This window comes from Rhizobium sp. CF122 (assembly GCF_000282035.1).
In the GTDB taxonomy this organism is placed as follows: Bacteria; Pseudomonadota; Alphaproteobacteria; order Rhizobiales; family Rhizobiaceae; genus Rhizobium.
In genome coordinates, this window is sequence record NZ_AKKA01000096.1 from 19,861 (window position 1) to 35,251 (window position 15,391).

Here is a 15,391-nt window from a genome sequence, read left to right on the forward strand (position 1 = left end):
GTCTTCTTCAGCTTCGGGTGTGGCGCGCGCAAGCGGCAAAATCAAGCGCGGAAGCGAGAAGGCTCCTGTGCCGCCGTCGATACGGGAAGGCTTTGCCCGTTGTTCGACTTCTCCACAGTCGCACTTGCGGTCAGTGCAAAAATACCGAAAGTGTCACCTGCAGAACACGGCCAGAAACGACTCACTTCCATCGTGGCTTGCGTGGTAGTCTAAGCCTGTCGGGGGAGACTTGCATCCAAACAGAGGCCGTCGGCTCTTGAAAAAGATCGGAAAACAATATAGATAGCAACGATATAATTAGTGCGCTAACAAAATAGGACTGAAATATATGGGAAATCCCGTTCTCGGGCGTGAGCTTATCGAAGACCTTGCCGCTTTCAATCGTAAGCTAAGGGCCGTCTTCGACAAGATAGTGCGGGAGCGCAACATGACGCTGCCGCGCGCCCGTGTCTTCTTCACGCTTAATAAAAAGGACGGAATCAACCAGCGTGAACTTGCCGAACGGCTGGAGCTGGAGACGCCAACGCTCGTCAGGATTCTCGATGCAATGGAAGGGCAGGGTTTCGTCCAGCGGCGCGTGGCCGGCTCCGATCGCCGTGCCAAGGAAATCTACATCACCGAGACCGGCAAGGTCGTGGCCGGCGAAATCGATGACATTGCCGTAAAAGTGCGGGCGCAGGTTATCGCCGGTATTCCCGAAAATGATCTGAAGACTACTTTGGAAGTGATCCGGGCCATGCAAGCCAACCTGCAGGGCATTCGCGGAATTTGAGGTCCTGCCGATGAGCCTGGCCGAGACCGCCAACGACAATGTGGCGCCACGGCCCGCCGAGGAGGCGAAGCCGGGCACACAACAGATGCCGTCGCCGCCACCCGCAGCGGGCGTGCCGATGCCGGCCTGGAAGGTGCCGCTCTACATTGCGGCGTCGGTCCTGCTTTTTCTGACGCAAGGCCTCGGCATGAACCTGCTGACTGCTAACATCTATCAGCTGCAGGGCTCGTTTTCCGCGACCACGACTGAAGTTTCCTGGCTCTCGGCGGCCTATATGGCACCTTACGCCAGCATGTCGATTGGACTCTTCAAGATTCGTACCCAATACGGTCTTCGTCGTTTCGCCGAACTTGGCATTATCTGTTTCGTCGTTGCGGCGGTGCTCAATCTCCTCATCACTGACCTGCATTCCGCGATCGTTGTGCGCACCCTGAGCGGCATGGCCGCAGCTCCCCTTTCGACGCTCGGCTTCCTATATATGCTGGAGCCTTTCCCGCAGGAAAATAAGCTCTCGCTCGGGATCAGCCTTGCCCTGATGTGCACGCTGTTTGCGTCTCCCGTCGCGCGCATCGTCTCACCTTCGCTGCTTCAGTTCGGCGGGTATCAGGCGCTCTATATGTTCGAGATGGGCCTCGCGCTCGCCGTCTTTCCGATCATCTATCTGCTGCCGCTTACGGCGCCGCCTCGGGCGAACGTCATTCAACGACATGACATACTAAGCTATCTCCTCCTAGCGGTCGGCTTCGGGTGTCTTGCCGTCGTGCTGACGCTCGGCCGGCTCTATTGGTGGTTCGAGGCGCCCTGGATCGGCGTTCTACTGGCGGTGTCGGTCGGCTCTCTTGCTCTGATGCTGGCCATTGAGCTGCCGCGCACCAATCCGCTGATCGATTTCCGCTGGCTGTTTTCGGGCGCCAACATGCGAATGGCAGGCGTCCTGCTTCTCTTCCGCTTCGTCTCCTCGGAGCAGTCGTCAACTGCCGCCAACTTCTATCAGCAGCTCGGGCTTCTGAACGATCAGACAGTGACACTCTATGCGATCATTCTTCTCGCCTCCTTGGTTGGCGGGCTTTTCTGCGCGTTTCTGATGACGACGCGCTACGTCGAAACAGCCCACGTGCTGGCGCTCGCACTCATTGCAGCCGGCGCCTTTCTGGATAGCCAGTCGACAAGCCTGACACGGCCGCCTCAGATGTATTTGAGCCAGGCGATGGTCGCCGCGGGCGCCGCGATGTTCCTGCCTCCTGTCATGGCGAACGGCTTCAAGGCCGCGATCTCGCGGGGCGGGCAATACATCGTCAACTTCCTGGTGATCTTCGTCTTCACGCAGAGCATTGGCTCGCTCTTCGCCTCGGCGATGCTCGGGACTTTCGTGACAATCCGGGAGAAGTTCCACTCGAACGTGCTCGTCGAGCACATCCTGCTGCAGGATCCGATCGTGGCGCAGCGCATCTCACAGCTGAGCGCCGCTTACGGCAAGGTGCTTGGCGACAAGATGCTGCTCAACGCTGAAGGTTTGGTGCTGCTCGCCCAGCAGGTCAGCCGCGAGGCCTATATTCTCGCCTACAACGACACCTTCCTCGTCATCGGCTACTCCTCTGTCTTCGGCCTGATCGTCATTCTTTTCCATCAAGCGTGGCGCCGGCTGCCCTGGCCCAGGATAAGCCAGCCCGATGCAATCCCCGCTCAATCGTGATCTCAGGGTCCCAGTATGTTGAAGTTCCCTCGCTCTCCCTCGACTATCATCGCAGTGCTCGCCGGCATCGCCGGCGTCCTTCTCGTTCTCTATGCGTGGCGGCTGCCGCCGTTCGTGACATCGGTGGAGACGACCGACAATGCCTATGTTCGCGGCTATGTCACGATCATGAGCCCGCAGGTGAGCGGCTATGTCGTCGATGTGCCCGTGAAGGACTATCAGCAGGTCAAGCAGGGCGATACGCTTGCTCAGATCGATGACCGCATCTACGCCCAGAAGCTTGCCCAGGCACGTGCGGCGCTCGACGGGCAGAAGGCGTCGCTGGAGAATTCCCGCCAGTCAGAGCTTGCGGCAAAGGCGAGCATCGCCTCTAGCGAGGCGCAGATCGATAGCGCAAATGCAGCGCTGACGCGCGCGCAGCAGGCCTGGGATCGCGTCAACAATCTCAGTAATCGCGGCATTGCATCGCAGAGTGAGACAGAGGCCGCGCAGGCCACACTTGACCAGGCCAAGGCTGCCCTGAACCAGGCAAAGGCCGCGCTGGAAGTTTCCAAGCAAAACCTTGCAACGATCATCGTCAATCGCTCGCTTCTGGAAGCCAATGTGGCAAGCGCCGAAGCCGTCGTGCGCCTTGCGGAAATCGACCTGCAGAACACCAAGATCGTCGCACCGCGCGACGGTCATCTCGGCGAAGTCGGCGTACGCGTCGGGCAGTATGTGGCGGCGGGTACGCAGCTCATGGCCGTCGTGCCGGAGGATGTGTGGGTCGTGGCGAATTTCAAGGAGACGCAGTTGTACGGCATGCAGGTCGGGCAGCCGGTGACCATCACGGTCGATGCGCTCGGCAAGCAGCGTCTGAAGGGACACATCGAGCGCTTCTCGCCCGCAGCCGGGTCGGAATTCGCGGTCATCAAGGCGGACAATGCGACAGGCAATTTCGTGAAGATTGCACAGCGCGTCGGCGTGCGCATCGGCTTTGATCCCGACCAGCCGGTCGTCAAGGATCTGGGGCCGGGGCTCTCCGTCGTCGTCGACGTCGACAAGAACGCTCCGCCGCAGCAGAATACAGCCGCCAAATAAGCAGAAAGCCCGGCGCGAGCCGGGCTTTCGTCCATTTCCAGAGAGGATCTCTCGGGAAAATTAAGCTTCGTCGCCTTCGAGGTCGGCTTCCGGATCGAAGAAGTCTTCCGGACGCAGAGCGTCTTCGTCAACGCCGTAGATGGCATCGACGGAGTTGAGGGTTTCGCCCTTGGCCTGACGGCCGGCTTCTTCAGCCGAACGAGCAACGTTGAGTTCGACGTGGATTTCGACTTCAGCGTGGAGCTGCAGCTCAACCTTGTGCAGGCCGATCGACTTGATCGGCGTGTTCAGGTGAACCTGGTTGCGGCCGATGTTGAAGCCTTCCGCAGCGAGAATTTCAACGACGTCGCGAGCAGCGACCGAGCCGTACATCTGGCCGGTTTCGCCAGCAGAACGGACGACGATGAACGACTTGCCGTCGAGAGCGTCGGCGACCTTCTGCGCTTCCGACTTGCGCTCGAGGTTCCGAGCTTCGAGCGTTGCGCGCTCGGATTCGAAGCGCTTCTTGTTGGCTTCGTTGGCGCGCATCGCCTTGCCGAGCGGCAGGAGGTAGTTGCGAGCAAAGCCGTCGCGAACCTTTACGGTTTCGCCCATCTGGCCGAGCTTGGAGATGCGTTCAAGAAGAATGACTTCCATGTTCGTGTTCCTTTCGTGTCTTTAGATTTTCGTGTCTGTCTGTTTGGGGGCATCGACATCCTTGTTCGGGGTAAGTGCGATTGCCTTGCGGGTATCGCTTAAGCCCACCACGAGGATGAAAAAGGCTGGCACCATCAGGATGAGCGATGCCAGGTAGCAGAGGATAAGCGCTGGCAGGCGCCAATCCTTGCCGCGCGTGCGGAAATGCAGCGCGGCAAAGCCGGAAAGCAGGAAGCCGGCGCCGAAGGTGCCGACCACGGTTGCTCCGATCATCGCCGGCATGCCGCCGAAGAAGGTGGCGGCAAGACCGACGAGAAAAACGAAGATCGAATTGCGGTTCATGCGCAGCGCCGAGGCAATGTCCTCGCGGGGACGCAGGCCGCGGCCGGATGCGCTGACGATCCGGGTCGCGATGTAATAGGCGGCAAACAACATGACCACCCACATGCCGCCCTGAATGGCGGGCAGCATGAGGAGCACCAGCGATTTGGTCTGCGCCGTCACCGCCGGATCGGGCGAAAACTCGGGCTGCTGCTGTGCAAGCGAGCCAAACATCACGTCCACGAGCCGATCGATGAGATCCGGACCGTAACCGATCATGACGCCGACCACGATGACGGCGATCGTCACCAGACCGCAGAGGTGCAGCAGAATGTCCGAAAGCGGATACCAGGCCATCAGATGCTCGGGACCGCCGAGTTCGGAGGCGGGGCGGGCAAGGTTTGCAAGGTGGCTGAGCCAGCCGGCCGGCAGCAGCGTGACCAGCGTCATCATCAACGCGAAGGACGGCGAGATGGCGATCGCGCCAACCGCAGCGGCGGTGACGACGGCGGAAATTGCCGCCATGTTGCCCCAGCCGAGGCCGACGAGAAGAATGGGAAGGGCGGAGGCCGCGTAGAGAACGGCACTGAACGACGGCTGCATGCTTGCGCCGAGCACCAGAAGTGCGGCGGTCATTCCGGCGAGCGCGCCGATGCCTAGCGTTTTTGCGTTCAGTTGCGTCACGGTCGCTGTCCTGCTTCATCAAGCAGTTAGAGGGACTATCCTGAATCGGTTTCAGAAAGGCCTCAACATGGGTTTTAAGAGTTCCGATCCGCGCCCATCGCGAAAGGGAGAAGGGAAGGCATCGCTGCCTTCCCTCGATTTGGTCTCGTCAGCTGATTAAGCGACGACGTACGGCAGTAGGCCGAGGAAACGAGCGCGCTTGATCGCCTGGGCGAGTTCGCGCTGCTTCTTCTGCGAAACAGCAGTGATACGGGAAGGAACGATCTTACCGCGCTCGGAAATGTAGCGCTGCAGGAGACGAACGTCCTTGTAGTCGATGCGCGGAGCGTTTGCGCCGGAGAACGGGCAAGTCTTGCGACGACGATGGAACGGGCGACGAACCGGAGCGGAGGAAGCTTCAGACATTCTTAGATCTCCTTATGCACGGTCTTCGCGGGGAGCGCGGTCCGGACGCGGGCCACGCTGGAAGTCGCCGTCACGGCGCGGCGGACGGTCACCGAATTCGCGGCGCGGGCCACGGTCGGCACCATCACGCGGACCGCGGTCGTCGCGGTCGCGCTTCTGCATCATGGCAGACGGGCCTTCTTCGTGTGCTTCGACAGCGATCGTCATGTAGCGCAGGACGTCTTCGCTGATGCGCATCTGGCGTTCCATTTCCTGGACGGCAGCTGCCGGTGCATCGATGTCCACGAGGACGTAATGTGCCTTGCGGTTCTTCTTGATGCGGTAGGTAAGGGACTTAAGGCCCCAGTTCTCGATGCGCCCGACCTTGCCGCCGTTAGCTTCGATCACGCCCTTGTACTGTTCTACGAGGGCATCGACCTGCTGAGCGGAAATATCCTGTCGGGCAAGGAATACATGTTCATAAAGAGCCATGACAGCTTTGCCTTTCTTGCGTTGGTTCAACCCGATAATCGGCGGCTAAGCCTCAACGACTGCTCCTGAGAGGCGGCAAGCGCCAAGCAAGAAAAGCGTTCCGAGACGGTCGAGAGCGGAGACACGGGAGGCTGGAACGCTTCCGTTCCGACGATTCTCTTGCGAAAACCGGCCCTCCGTTCAGCCACCAGCCAGAAGACCGGGTTTGCGAACAGGGCGGCTTATACGGATTTTTGGCGGAAACGCAAGGGACACTCAGCAATGTTCTTGCTGTGAGTTCAGCGAAGGCAGCCCCGCCTTGCGCAGGCCGTCGACGAAGTGGTCGTAATGGCTGTGCGCCACATAGGGTGTCAGCATCTTCCAATAATGCTCGAGATCGGCCGGTACGTTTGCCAGGATTTCCGGTATCAGCCTCTGCGCTTCCTCCTGGCGTCCGAGCTGCCCCAGGCTGGCAAGAAGCACAACGCGATTGAAATAGGCGCGGCGGAGCGAAAGACCTCGCTCGGAGTAATGCACAGCCTCTTCGTAGTTGCCCAAGTGATAGTGCGATAGCGCAATACGGTCGAGAATGAGGTAGGCCAGCGGATCGTGCGGGCTTAGCCTTGTCGCCATATAAAGGGGGTCCAGAGCTTCGACAAAGTGACCGTTGAATATCCGCGCCCAGCCGAGACCCATATGCGCGAGGGCAAAATTGGGATTGAGGTCAATCGCCTGCTGGGCGGCCTCAATCGCTGCCGGCGCGTTATGGGCTACGAAATGCGCAAGGCACATTGCGTAGTGCGAGTAGGGGTCACGCGGGTCGAGCGCAACAGCGCGCTCGGCCTCTATTCGCAGCTCTGTGCTATCCCGGTCCACGTCGTCGCTGAAACCATGGAAGCATCGGGCGTAGAGTGAGCGGGCAAGCATCATATGGGCGCGTGCGAAATCGGGATCGAGCTCGATTGCGCGGCGATGCCAGGCAATGGCCTCGATGAAATGCTCGACCGTATCCTGCGCGTTATGGAGCCAGGTGCCGCGCATATGGCTCTCATAGGCGTCCAGATTGTCGGTTGTCCTTATCAACGCACGCCGGCTTTCACCGATTAGGATTTCCGGCTCGATTGCGCCGACGACATTCTGCGTCAGTTCGTCCTGAATGGCGAAGATATCGGATATTTCCCTGTCGTAGCGTTGCGCCCACAGGTGAACGCCGCTTTCGGCTTCGATCAGCTGCCCGGTGACACGGACGCGCGTCCCGGACCTGCGGACACTTCCTTCGACGAGATAGCGCACGCCGAGATCGCGCCCGATTTGCTTTACATCGACCGCGCGCCCCTTATACGCAAAGGATGAGTTCTGGGCGATGACGAAAAACCAGCGGTAGAGCGATAACGCGGTGATGATGTCCTCTGTCAGCCCGTCCGCGAAGAACTCCTGCTCGGGGTCGTCGGACATGTTGACGAAGGGCAGTACTGCGATCGAGGGTTTGTCAGGCAGCCTGAGCGGTCCACCGAGCGCACCCGCCTCCACGGGATCCTCCCGGCTCCAATGAACCCGATGCACCGGCACCGGGCGAGGAATATTCTTCAGCGTGCGGTCGCCCATCGGCACGAGGGGGAAGTCGAGCTTCCCCTCGATTTGTTCGCGTAGCGCGCCAGAGATGCAGATACCGGACGGCAGCGCCACCTCCTGGAGACGGGCTGCGACATTCACGCCGTCGCCAAGCAGGTTCTCCCCGGAGACGACGACATCGCCGAGATTGAGCCCGAGACGGAACTCCATCCGCCGGTCCGCCGGCAGGTCGGCATTGCGTCGATGCAGCGCACGTTGAATGGCAACAGCTGCGCGAACACCTTGTACGGCACTTGGGAATTCCGCAACGACGCTGTCCCCGGCACTGCCGAAGACGCGTCCTCCGTGCTCTCGCACGAAATCGCCGATCGTGGCGGTGTAGATGCTCAGCGTCGCAAGCGCGTCTTCCTCGTTGGTTGCAACGAGGCGGCTGTAGCCAGCAACGTCGCCGGCAAGGATGACTGCGAGCTTCCGTTCCACAGTATGAGCGCTCCTGCGGCGCTGCCAGAGCCTTATGAACCTAGCTGAAATGCGCGGAACGGAGAAGCAGAAATTGATGCCCGGGCGAAGTCGCCGAAACTTGTCGTTGTAAGTGCTGGCGAAGGCCGCATGGCTTCCATGCGGCGAACGACCTGGCCAGGGAAGGTCAGATCGCTATGCGTCGTCTGACTGCCCTAGATCGGCATCGGATACTGGCGGTGAACTTGCTCGATTTCAGCCAGAACCTCGTGTGACAGCTTGAGACTGACCGAGCTCAGGTCCGTCTCGAGCTGCTGCATCGTCGTTGCGCCGATGATCACGGACGCCATGAAGCGGCGGCTCAGGCAGAAGGCGAGCGCCATCACGCAAGGGTCGAGCCCGTGCCGTGCAGCGATATCGAGATAGGCCTTCGTCGGCGCTTCCTGCAAGGGCTGCAAACGACCGCCGATGTCGCCGTTGATCGACCCGCGCGAGCCATCCGGCTTGGCGCCGTCGACATACTTGCCGCTGAGGATGCCGCCGGCGAGGGGCGAATAGGCGAGCAGACCGACGTCCTCATGATGCGACAGCTCCGCCATGTCGAGATCGTAGTGACGGTACAGCAGATTGTATTCGTTCTGGATCGTGGCGGCGCGCGGCAGGTCGAGCTGTTCGGAAAGCGCCAGATATTTTTGCGTACCCCATGTCGTCTCGTTGGAGAGGCCGAAGGCGCGAACCTTGCCCTCTTTCACAAGGGCGCCCATCGTTTCCAGTATTTCGGTGATATTCGCGATGGCCTTGGCGTGGTCCTGCTTGAAGGGATCGTAGTGCCAAGCCTGGCGGAAATGGAAATGCCCTCGGCTCGGCCAGTGAATCTGGTAGAGGTCGATATAGTCCGTCTTTAGGCGCTTCAGGCTTGCCTCGATCGCCAGGCGAATGTTCTTGGCATCGGCCCCCTCGCCGCCGCGAATATAGGACCGGCCGGGACCCGCGACCTTCGTGGCGAGCACGATATCCTTGCGCTTGCCCGTCTTCTGGAACCAACTGCCGATATAGTCTTCGGTCAGCCCCTGCGTCTCGGCGGAGACAGGAGTAGTCGGATAGAGCTCGGCCGTGTCGAAGAAGTTGACGCCTTTCTCGACGCAATAGTCCATCTGCTCATGCGCCTCGGCCTCGGTGTTTTGCGTGCCCCAGGTCATGGTGCCGAGGCAGATTTCGGACACGGAAATATCCGTGCGGCCAAGTTTCTTATTTTTCATCTGAAAGCCCTGAAGGTAATCTGGAAACGGAATGGTCTGGAAGGACGGCGCAAATCTAGACCGGAATTGAGCAAGCGCAAGAGGCAAAACCGGGCTTTCTCGCAGCCGCAAAAGCCTTGGAACGCGGGCGTCCGGCACTTGACTCTGCAGGAAAGAATGTCAATTGGAGGCGAAATAACCAGAGGTCCGTATAAAAGGGACATAGCATGACCATTGCTTTTACATTCCCGGGTCAGGGCAGCCAGGCTGTCGGCATGGGCAAGGATCTCGCCGAAAACTTCGCCGAGGCACGCGCCGTCTTCCACGAAGTCGACGAAGCTCTGGGCGAAAAGTTGTCGGAGACCATGTTCAACGGTCCGGAAGACAAGCTGACGCTGACGGCGAATGCGCAGCCGGCCTTGATGGCGGTCTCGATGGCGGTCATCCGTGTTCTCGAGGCCAGGGGCGTCGATCTGAAGGCGAAGGTCTCCTACGTTGCCGGTCATTCGCTCGGCGAATACTCCGCTCTGTGTGCCGCAGGCACCTTCTCGCTTGCCGACACTGCGCGCCTGCTGCGCATTCGCGGCAATGCCATGCAGGCTGCCGTGCCGGTTGGCGTCGGCGCGATGGCTGCCATCATTGGCCTTGAACATGACGATGTCGTCGCCGTCTGCGAAGAAGCCTCTGCCGTCGGCTCCTGCCAGATCGCCAACGATAATGGCGGCGGCCAGATCGTCATTTCGGGGGAGAAGGCGGCCGTTGAGAAGGGTGCAGCGATCGCGACCGAAAAGGGCGCGAAGCGCGCGATCCTGCTGCCGGTCTCCGCTCCTTTCCATTCTTCGCTGATGGCGCCTGCTGCCGAAGCAATGCGCGAGGCGCTGGCGGGCGTGAAGAAGTCGAACCCGGTCGTGCCTTTGATCGCCAACGTGCGCGCTGCACCGGTGACCAACGCAGACGAGATTGCAAAGCTGCTCGTCGAGCAGGTGACAGGCCAGGTCCGCTGGCGAGAGACGGTGGAGTGGTTCGCGGCCAACGGCGCGACGACGCTCTACGAGATCGGCTCCGGCAAGGTCCTGACCGGCCTTGCACGCCGTATCGACAAGACCGTGAACGGCATCGCCGTTAACACGCCTGCTGATATCGATGCGGCCGTTGCCGCCCTGATGGCCTGATAGATTTAACGAATACAAGGAACACTTCCATGCTCGATCTTTCCGGCCGCAAGGCTCTGGTTACCGGCGCCTCCGGCGGCATCGGCGAAGAAATCGCCCGCATCCTGCACAAGCAAGGGGCCATCGTCGGCCTGCACGGCACGCGCGTAGAGAAGCTTGAGGCGCTGGCGAACGAGCTTGGAGATCGCGTCAAGATTTTCCCGGCTAACCTCGCAGACCGCGACGAAGTCAAGGCGCTCGGCGTCAAGGCCGAAGCCGATCTCGAAGGCGTCGACATTCTTGTCAACAATGCCGGCATCACCAAGGACGGCCTCTTTGTTCGCATGAGCGACGAGGATTGGGATAATGTCATTGAAGTGAACCTGACGGCGATGTTCCGCCTGACGCGCGAGTTGACGCATCCGATGATGCGCCGCCGTTATGGCCGCATCATCAACATCACGTCAGTCGTTGGCGTCACCGGCAACCCAGGCCAGGCCAATTACTGCGCCTCCAAGGCCGGCATGATCGGCTTCACGAAATCGCTGGCTCAGGAGATTGCAACCCGCAACGTCACGGTCAACTGCGTGGCGCCGGGCTTCATCGAGTCCGCGATGACTGGCAAACTGAACGACAAGCAGAAGGAAGCGATCATGGGAGCGATCCCGATGAAGCGCATGGGCACGGGCGCCGAAGTTGCCTCCGCCGTCGCCTATCTCGCCTCGTCGGAAGCTGCGTATATGACAGGCCAGACGCTGCACGTAAACGGCGGCATGGCCATGATCTGAAACGGGAAACTGCCTTTCGGGCAGATTTTCCCCGCAATAGCGTGTTGACCAACCCGATGGGGTTGATTTTCTGGCTTTGCGGCAGACTTAAACCGTGTTAAGCGGGCCATGACTGTGAACAGTCTCCCGAGAAAGCAGACGGACCGGCGGGCTTTTGTGCAAGCCTGGGACATTTCTGGTAGCCGGGTTCAAAGAGTTTGCCGAGGTGGCTTTAAGGGGCGCCGCAGGCTGAAACAGGGTAGGGATGTCACAAGGCATTCTGATCAGGACATAAGGTCGAGGAAACCGACATGAGCGATATCGCAGAACGCGTAAAGAAAATTGTTATTGATCATCTTGGCGTCGATGCCGACAAGGTTGTCGAAAGCGCCAGCTTTATCGACGATCTGGGCGCTGACTCGCTCGATACCGTCGAACTGGTTATGGCGTTCGAAGAAGAATTCGGCGTCGAGATTCCGGATGACGCTGCTGACTCGATCCTGACGGTCGGCGATGCCGTAAAGTTTATCGAAAAGGCTCAGGCTTAATCCTGAGCATTTATGAAAGGGCGGACCCGGAGTCCGCCCTTTTTATTTCTGGCATGGTTCTCCAAGAACATAAAAGGCAGGGGAATACAGTCGATGAGACGGGTCGTTATAACAGGTACCGGTATGGTCTCGCCCTTGGGATGCGGAACGGAAGTGACGTGGTCCCGCTTGCTTGCGGGTCAAAACGGCGCCCGCCTGGTCACTGAATTCGAAATCGACGACCTTTCCGCAAAGATTGCTTGCCGCATTCCGGTTGGCGATGGCAGCGACGGCACCTTCAATGTCGATGACTGGATGGAGCCCAAGGAACAGCGCAAGGTCGATCCTTTTATCATCTACGGCATGGCAGCCGCTGACATGGCGCTGAACGATGCGAACTGGCACCCAGAAAGCGATGAAGACCAAGTTTCGACGGGTGTCCTGATCGGTTCGGGCATCGGCGGCATCGAAGGCATCGTCGAAGCCGGCTACACGCTGCGCGACAAGGGCCCGCGCCGTATTTCTCCTTTCTTCATTCCGGGCCGTCTGATCAACCTCGTGTCCGGCCAGGTATCGATCCGTCACAAGCTGCGTGGGCCGAACCACTCGGTGGTCACGGCATGCTCGACTGGCGCGCACGCGATCGGCGACGCCGCCCGTCTCATCGCATTCGGCGATGCCGACGTCATGGTCGCCGGCGGCACGGAGTCCCCGGTCAGCCGCATCTCGCTGGCCGGCTTCGCCGCCTGCAAGGCATTGTCCACCCAGCACAACGATAATCCGACCAAGGCATCGCGCCCCTACGACAAGGATCGTGACGGCTTCGTCATGGGTGAGGGCGCCGGCATCGTCGTTCTCGAAGAACTGGAACACGCCAAGGCGCGCGGCGCCAAGATCTATGCCGAGGTCGTGGGCTATGGTCTTTCCGGTGACGCCTATCACATCACTGCGCCGTCAGAGGACGGCGAAGGCGCGCAGCGTTGCATGACGATGGCGTTGAAGCGCGCCGGCTTGACGCCCGCCGATATCGACTACATCAACGCGCATGGCACGTCGACGATGGCTGACACGATCGAACTCGGTGCCGTCGAGCGCTTGGTCGGCAATGCAGCCTCCAAGATCTCGATGTCGTCGACGAAGTCTGCGACGGGCCATCTGCTCGGTGCGGCTGGTGCGATCGAGGCGATCTTCGCAACGCTTGCCATCCGCGACAACGTTGCGCCTCCGACGCTCAATCTCGACAATCCTGAGCGCGAGACCGCAATCGATCTCGTTCCGCACAAGGCGCGCCAGCGGGAAATCAACGTCGCGCTGTCGAATTCTTTCGGATTCGGCGGTACGAATGCATCATTGGTGCTGCGCCGCTACGTCGCCTGAGTGCAGGCGTTGACGTCCTGACAGTGGGGCTGCACCTTGCGCGGCGCGGCCCCACCTGCATTTTGCCGCATTGCTTAGCAAGAAGCGGGACTTGAGGCCAAGTTTAGAGGATTGCCGGTGAGCGATACGAACCAGAGCAACGGGACGATCGGCGAGGAAAGCCAGCAGACGCAGAGCGGGCCGATCATTCCCAAGTCGCCGAGCGAGGCGCTTCGGCCGGAACGCGTACCCGAGCCGCCGAAGCGCTCGAAGAAGGCGCGCAGCCAAGTTATCATTTTCCTGAACTTCCTGATGACGCTTGTCGTGCTCGGCTGCGCAGCGGCCGTCTTCCTTTTCTATTACACGATCTCTGCCTACCAGAATCCCGGTCCGCTGGAGACAAACACGAATTTCATCGTGCGAAGCGGCGCCGGCGTTGCTGAGATCGCCGCAAGCCTCGAACGCAACAACATCGTGTCGGACGCGCGTATCTTCCGTTACCTCACCACGACGCATCTTGATGACGGCGAGAGCCTCAAGGCGGGCGAGTACGAAATCAAGGCGCATGCCTCCATGAACGACATCATGGAACTGCTGAAATCGGGAAAGTCGATCCTGTATTCCGTCGCGTTTCCGGAAGGCCTCACTGTCCGCCAGATGTTCAATCGTCTGAACGAGGATGCCGTTCTGGAAGGCGACCTGCCGACCGTCGTGCCTGCCGAAGGAAGCCTGCGTCCGGATACCTACAAGTTCTCGCGCGGCACAAAGCGGGCAGAGATCATCGAGCAGATGGCTGCGGCACAGCAGAAGCTTGTCGACCAGGTCTGGGACAAGCGCGATACGTCGCTGCAGCTCAAGTCAAAGGACGAACTGATCATCCTTGCTTCGATCGTCGAAAAGGAAACCGGCGTTCCCGACGAGCGAGCCCATGTGGCCTCGGTCTTCCTTAACCGGCTGGGCAAGGGGATGCGCCTTCAGTCCGATCCGACCATCATCTATGGCCTCTTCGGCGGTGACGGAAAACCGGCGGATCGCCCGATCTATCAATCGGACCTCAAGAAGGAAACGCCCTACAACACTTATGTGGTCAAGGGCCTTCCCCCGACGCCGATTGCCAATCCGGGTCGTGATGCGCTGGAGGCTGTCGCCAATCCCTGGAAGACGCAGGATCTTTATTTCGTTGCCGATGGTTCCGGCGGGCATGTGTTCGCGGCCACGCTCGAGGAACACAATGCCAACGTCAAACGCTGGCGTCAGCTGGAAGCGGCCAAGGGTGCCGACCCCAATATTGTCGTTGATGGACAGCCTGAAAGCCAGACGCAGTCGGACGCACCTGCCGCTCCGGCTCCCCAGAAGAAAAAGAAGACCAACTGATTTTCGGAGGCTCGCATGGCTTTGCAGTCCATGACCGGTTTTGCGCGGCGTGAGGGCACGAGTGGCCGCTGGCGTTGGGCCTGGGAACTGCGTTCGGTCAACGGCAAAGGCCTGGATCTGCGCTTGCGCCTCCCGCCGGGGCTGGAGCGCATGGAGAATGACGTGCGTCGGCTTGCCGGCGAGCGCTTTAGCCGCGGCAATATGCAGGCGTCGCTGTCCGTCTCTGCCGGTGAGAGCCGCATCGAAACCGTTCTCAATCAGGAAGCTCTCTCCGCAGTGCTCGCTCTGCGGGACCAGCTTGGCGGCATCATCGATCCCGCGCCGTTGCAACTCGATACTTTGCTCGCTATTCGAGGCATTATCGAATTCCGGGACAGGGAAGACGGCGATGAAGCGATTGCAGCGCGCGATTCCGACATTGTCGATGGCTTGATTGCCGCCCTTGTCGATTTGCGGCAGATGCGGGAATTGGAGGGCGCCGCATTGTCGCGCGTACTGCTGGACCATGTCTCGACAATTGAGGGACTGACGAAGGTGATCGAGCGTGATCCTTCCCGCTCTCCGCAAGAGATCGCTGGCCGGTTGGCCGGGCAGGTCGCAATGCTCATGGACGGGTCGGGAAAGCTGGATCGCGAGAGGTTGCATGCGGAAGCTGCTCTGCTCGCCACGAAGGCGGATCTTCGTGAAGAGATCGATCGCCTGAAGGCGCATGTGGTTGCCGCTCGCGACCTGCTCAGCAAGGGCGGCCCGGTCGGGCGCAAGCTTGATTTCCTTGCACAGGAATTTAACCGAGAATCGAATACTATCTGTTCGAAGTCGAATGCGGCCGCCGTTACCGCCGCCGGCATCGAGCTGAAAGTGGTCATCGACCAGTTCCGCGAGCAGGTCCAGAATCTGGAGTGATAC

General features: G+C 60.1%; 15 protein-coding genes. 9 read left to right on the forward strand and 6 right to left on the reverse strand.

What is annotated here, in order from left to right; all coding sequences use genetic code 11:
* The first annotated feature begins 328 nt into the window (after nt 1-328).
* Genes PMI09_RS24800 through PMI09_RS24810 form a run of 3 tightly spaced genes read left to right on the forward strand, consistent with a single transcriptional unit; the run spans nt 329 to nt 3,545 of the window.
* Entirely contained in the window at nt 329-772 is a 444-nt protein-coding gene (locus tag PMI09_RS24800) for a MarR family winged helix-turn-helix transcriptional regulator (RefSeq protein WP_007800909.1), read from the forward strand.
* A 10-nt stretch (nt 773-782) separates the two neighbouring features.
* Nucleotides 783-2,465, forward strand: a complete 1,683-nt coding sequence (locus PMI09_RS24805) for an MFS transporter (RefSeq protein ID WP_007800912.1) — start codon at nt 783-785, stop codon at nt 2,463-2,465.
* 15 nt (nt 2,466-2,480) lie between these two features.
* Complete coding sequence (locus PMI09_RS24810) at nt 2,481-3,545, forward strand: HlyD family secretion protein (RefSeq protein WP_007800913.1); 1,065 nt, start codon at nt 2,481-2,483, stop codon at nt 3,543-3,545.
* Between the two features lie 60 nt (nt 3,546-3,605).
* On the opposite strand, the gene rplI is transcribed toward PMI09_RS24810, so the two are convergent.
* The 6 genes from rplI to PMI09_RS24840 form a co-directional block, all read right to left on the reverse strand.
* A complete protein-coding gene (gene rplI / locus PMI09_RS24815; protein WP_007800916.1) occupies nt 3,606-4,181 on the reverse strand; it encodes a 50S ribosomal protein L9 in 576 nt (191 codons plus the stop codon).
* A gap of 21 nt (nt 4,182-4,202) precedes the next feature.
* Nucleotides 4,203-5,138 carry a DUF2232 domain-containing protein gene (locus PMI09_RS24820; protein ID WP_210294270.1) on the reverse strand — a complete coding sequence of 312 codons (936 nt, stop codon included), beginning with the start codon at nt 5,136-5,138 and terminating at the stop codon, nt 4,203-4,205.
* 204 nt (nt 5,139-5,342) lie between these two features.
* On the reverse strand, nt 5,343-5,591 hold the full coding sequence (rpsR, locus tag PMI09_RS24825; RefSeq protein WP_004680498.1) for a 30S ribosomal protein S18: 249 nt from the start codon (nt 5,589-5,591) through the stop codon (nt 5,343-5,345).
* 12 nt (nt 5,592-5,603) lie between these two features.
* The gene (gene rpsF / locus PMI09_RS24830) at nt 5,604-6,062 is read right to left on the reverse strand and encodes a 30S ribosomal protein S6 (RefSeq protein ID WP_007800921.1); all 459 of its coding nucleotides are present in this window, start codon (nt 6,060-6,062) and stop codon (nt 5,604-5,606) included.
* A gap of 255 nt (nt 6,063-6,317) precedes the next feature.
* Entirely contained in the window at nt 6,318-8,093 is a 1,776-nt protein-coding gene (locus tag PMI09_RS24835) for an adenylate/guanylate cyclase domain-containing protein (RefSeq protein WP_007800923.1), read from the reverse strand.
* A gap of 194 nt (nt 8,094-8,287) precedes the next feature.
* Entirely contained in the window at nt 8,288-9,331 is a 1,044-nt protein-coding gene (locus PMI09_RS24840; RefSeq protein WP_007800925.1) for an aldo/keto reductase, read from the reverse strand.
* A 206-nt stretch (nt 9,332-9,537) separates the two neighbouring features.
* On the opposite strand from PMI09_RS24840, the gene fabD reads away from it, so the two are divergent.
* The 6 genes from fabD to PMI09_RS24870 all read left to right on the forward strand — a co-directional run bounded on the left by fabD (nt 9,538) and on the right by PMI09_RS24870 (nt 15,388).
* Entirely contained in the window at nt 9,538-10,482 is a 945-nt protein-coding gene (gene fabD / locus PMI09_RS24845; protein ID WP_007800927.1) for an ACP S-malonyltransferase, read from the forward strand.
* A gap of 29 nt (nt 10,483-10,511) precedes the next feature.
* Complete coding sequence (gene fabG, locus PMI09_RS24850) at nt 10,512-11,249, forward strand: 3-oxoacyl-[acyl-carrier-protein] reductase (RefSeq protein WP_007800929.1); 738 nt, start codon at nt 10,512-10,514, stop codon at nt 11,247-11,249.
* 290 nt (nt 11,250-11,539) lie between these two features.
* Nucleotides 11,540-11,776, forward strand: coding sequence for an acyl carrier protein (locus PMI09_RS24855; protein ID WP_003547058.1), 237 nt, complete (start codon nt 11,540-11,542; stop codon nt 11,774-11,776).
* Between the two features lie 93 nt (nt 11,777-11,869).
* Nucleotides 11,870-13,132 carry a beta-ketoacyl-ACP synthase II gene (fabF, locus tag PMI09_RS24860; RefSeq protein WP_037084008.1) on the forward strand — a complete coding sequence of 421 codons (1,263 nt, stop codon included), beginning with the start codon at nt 11,870-11,872 and terminating at the stop codon, nt 13,130-13,132.
* Between the two features lie 117 nt (nt 13,133-13,249).
* A complete protein-coding gene (gene mltG, locus PMI09_RS24865; protein ID WP_007800933.1) occupies nt 13,250-14,485 on the forward strand; it encodes an endolytic transglycosylase MltG in 1,236 nt (411 codons plus the stop codon).
* A gap of 15 nt (nt 14,486-14,500) precedes the next feature.
* Nucleotides 14,501-15,388, forward strand: a complete 888-nt coding sequence (locus PMI09_RS24870) for a YicC/YloC family endoribonuclease (protein ID WP_007800935.1) — start codon at nt 14,501-14,503, stop codon at nt 15,386-15,388.
* The last annotated feature ends 3 nt before the right edge of the window (nt 15,389-15,391 follow it).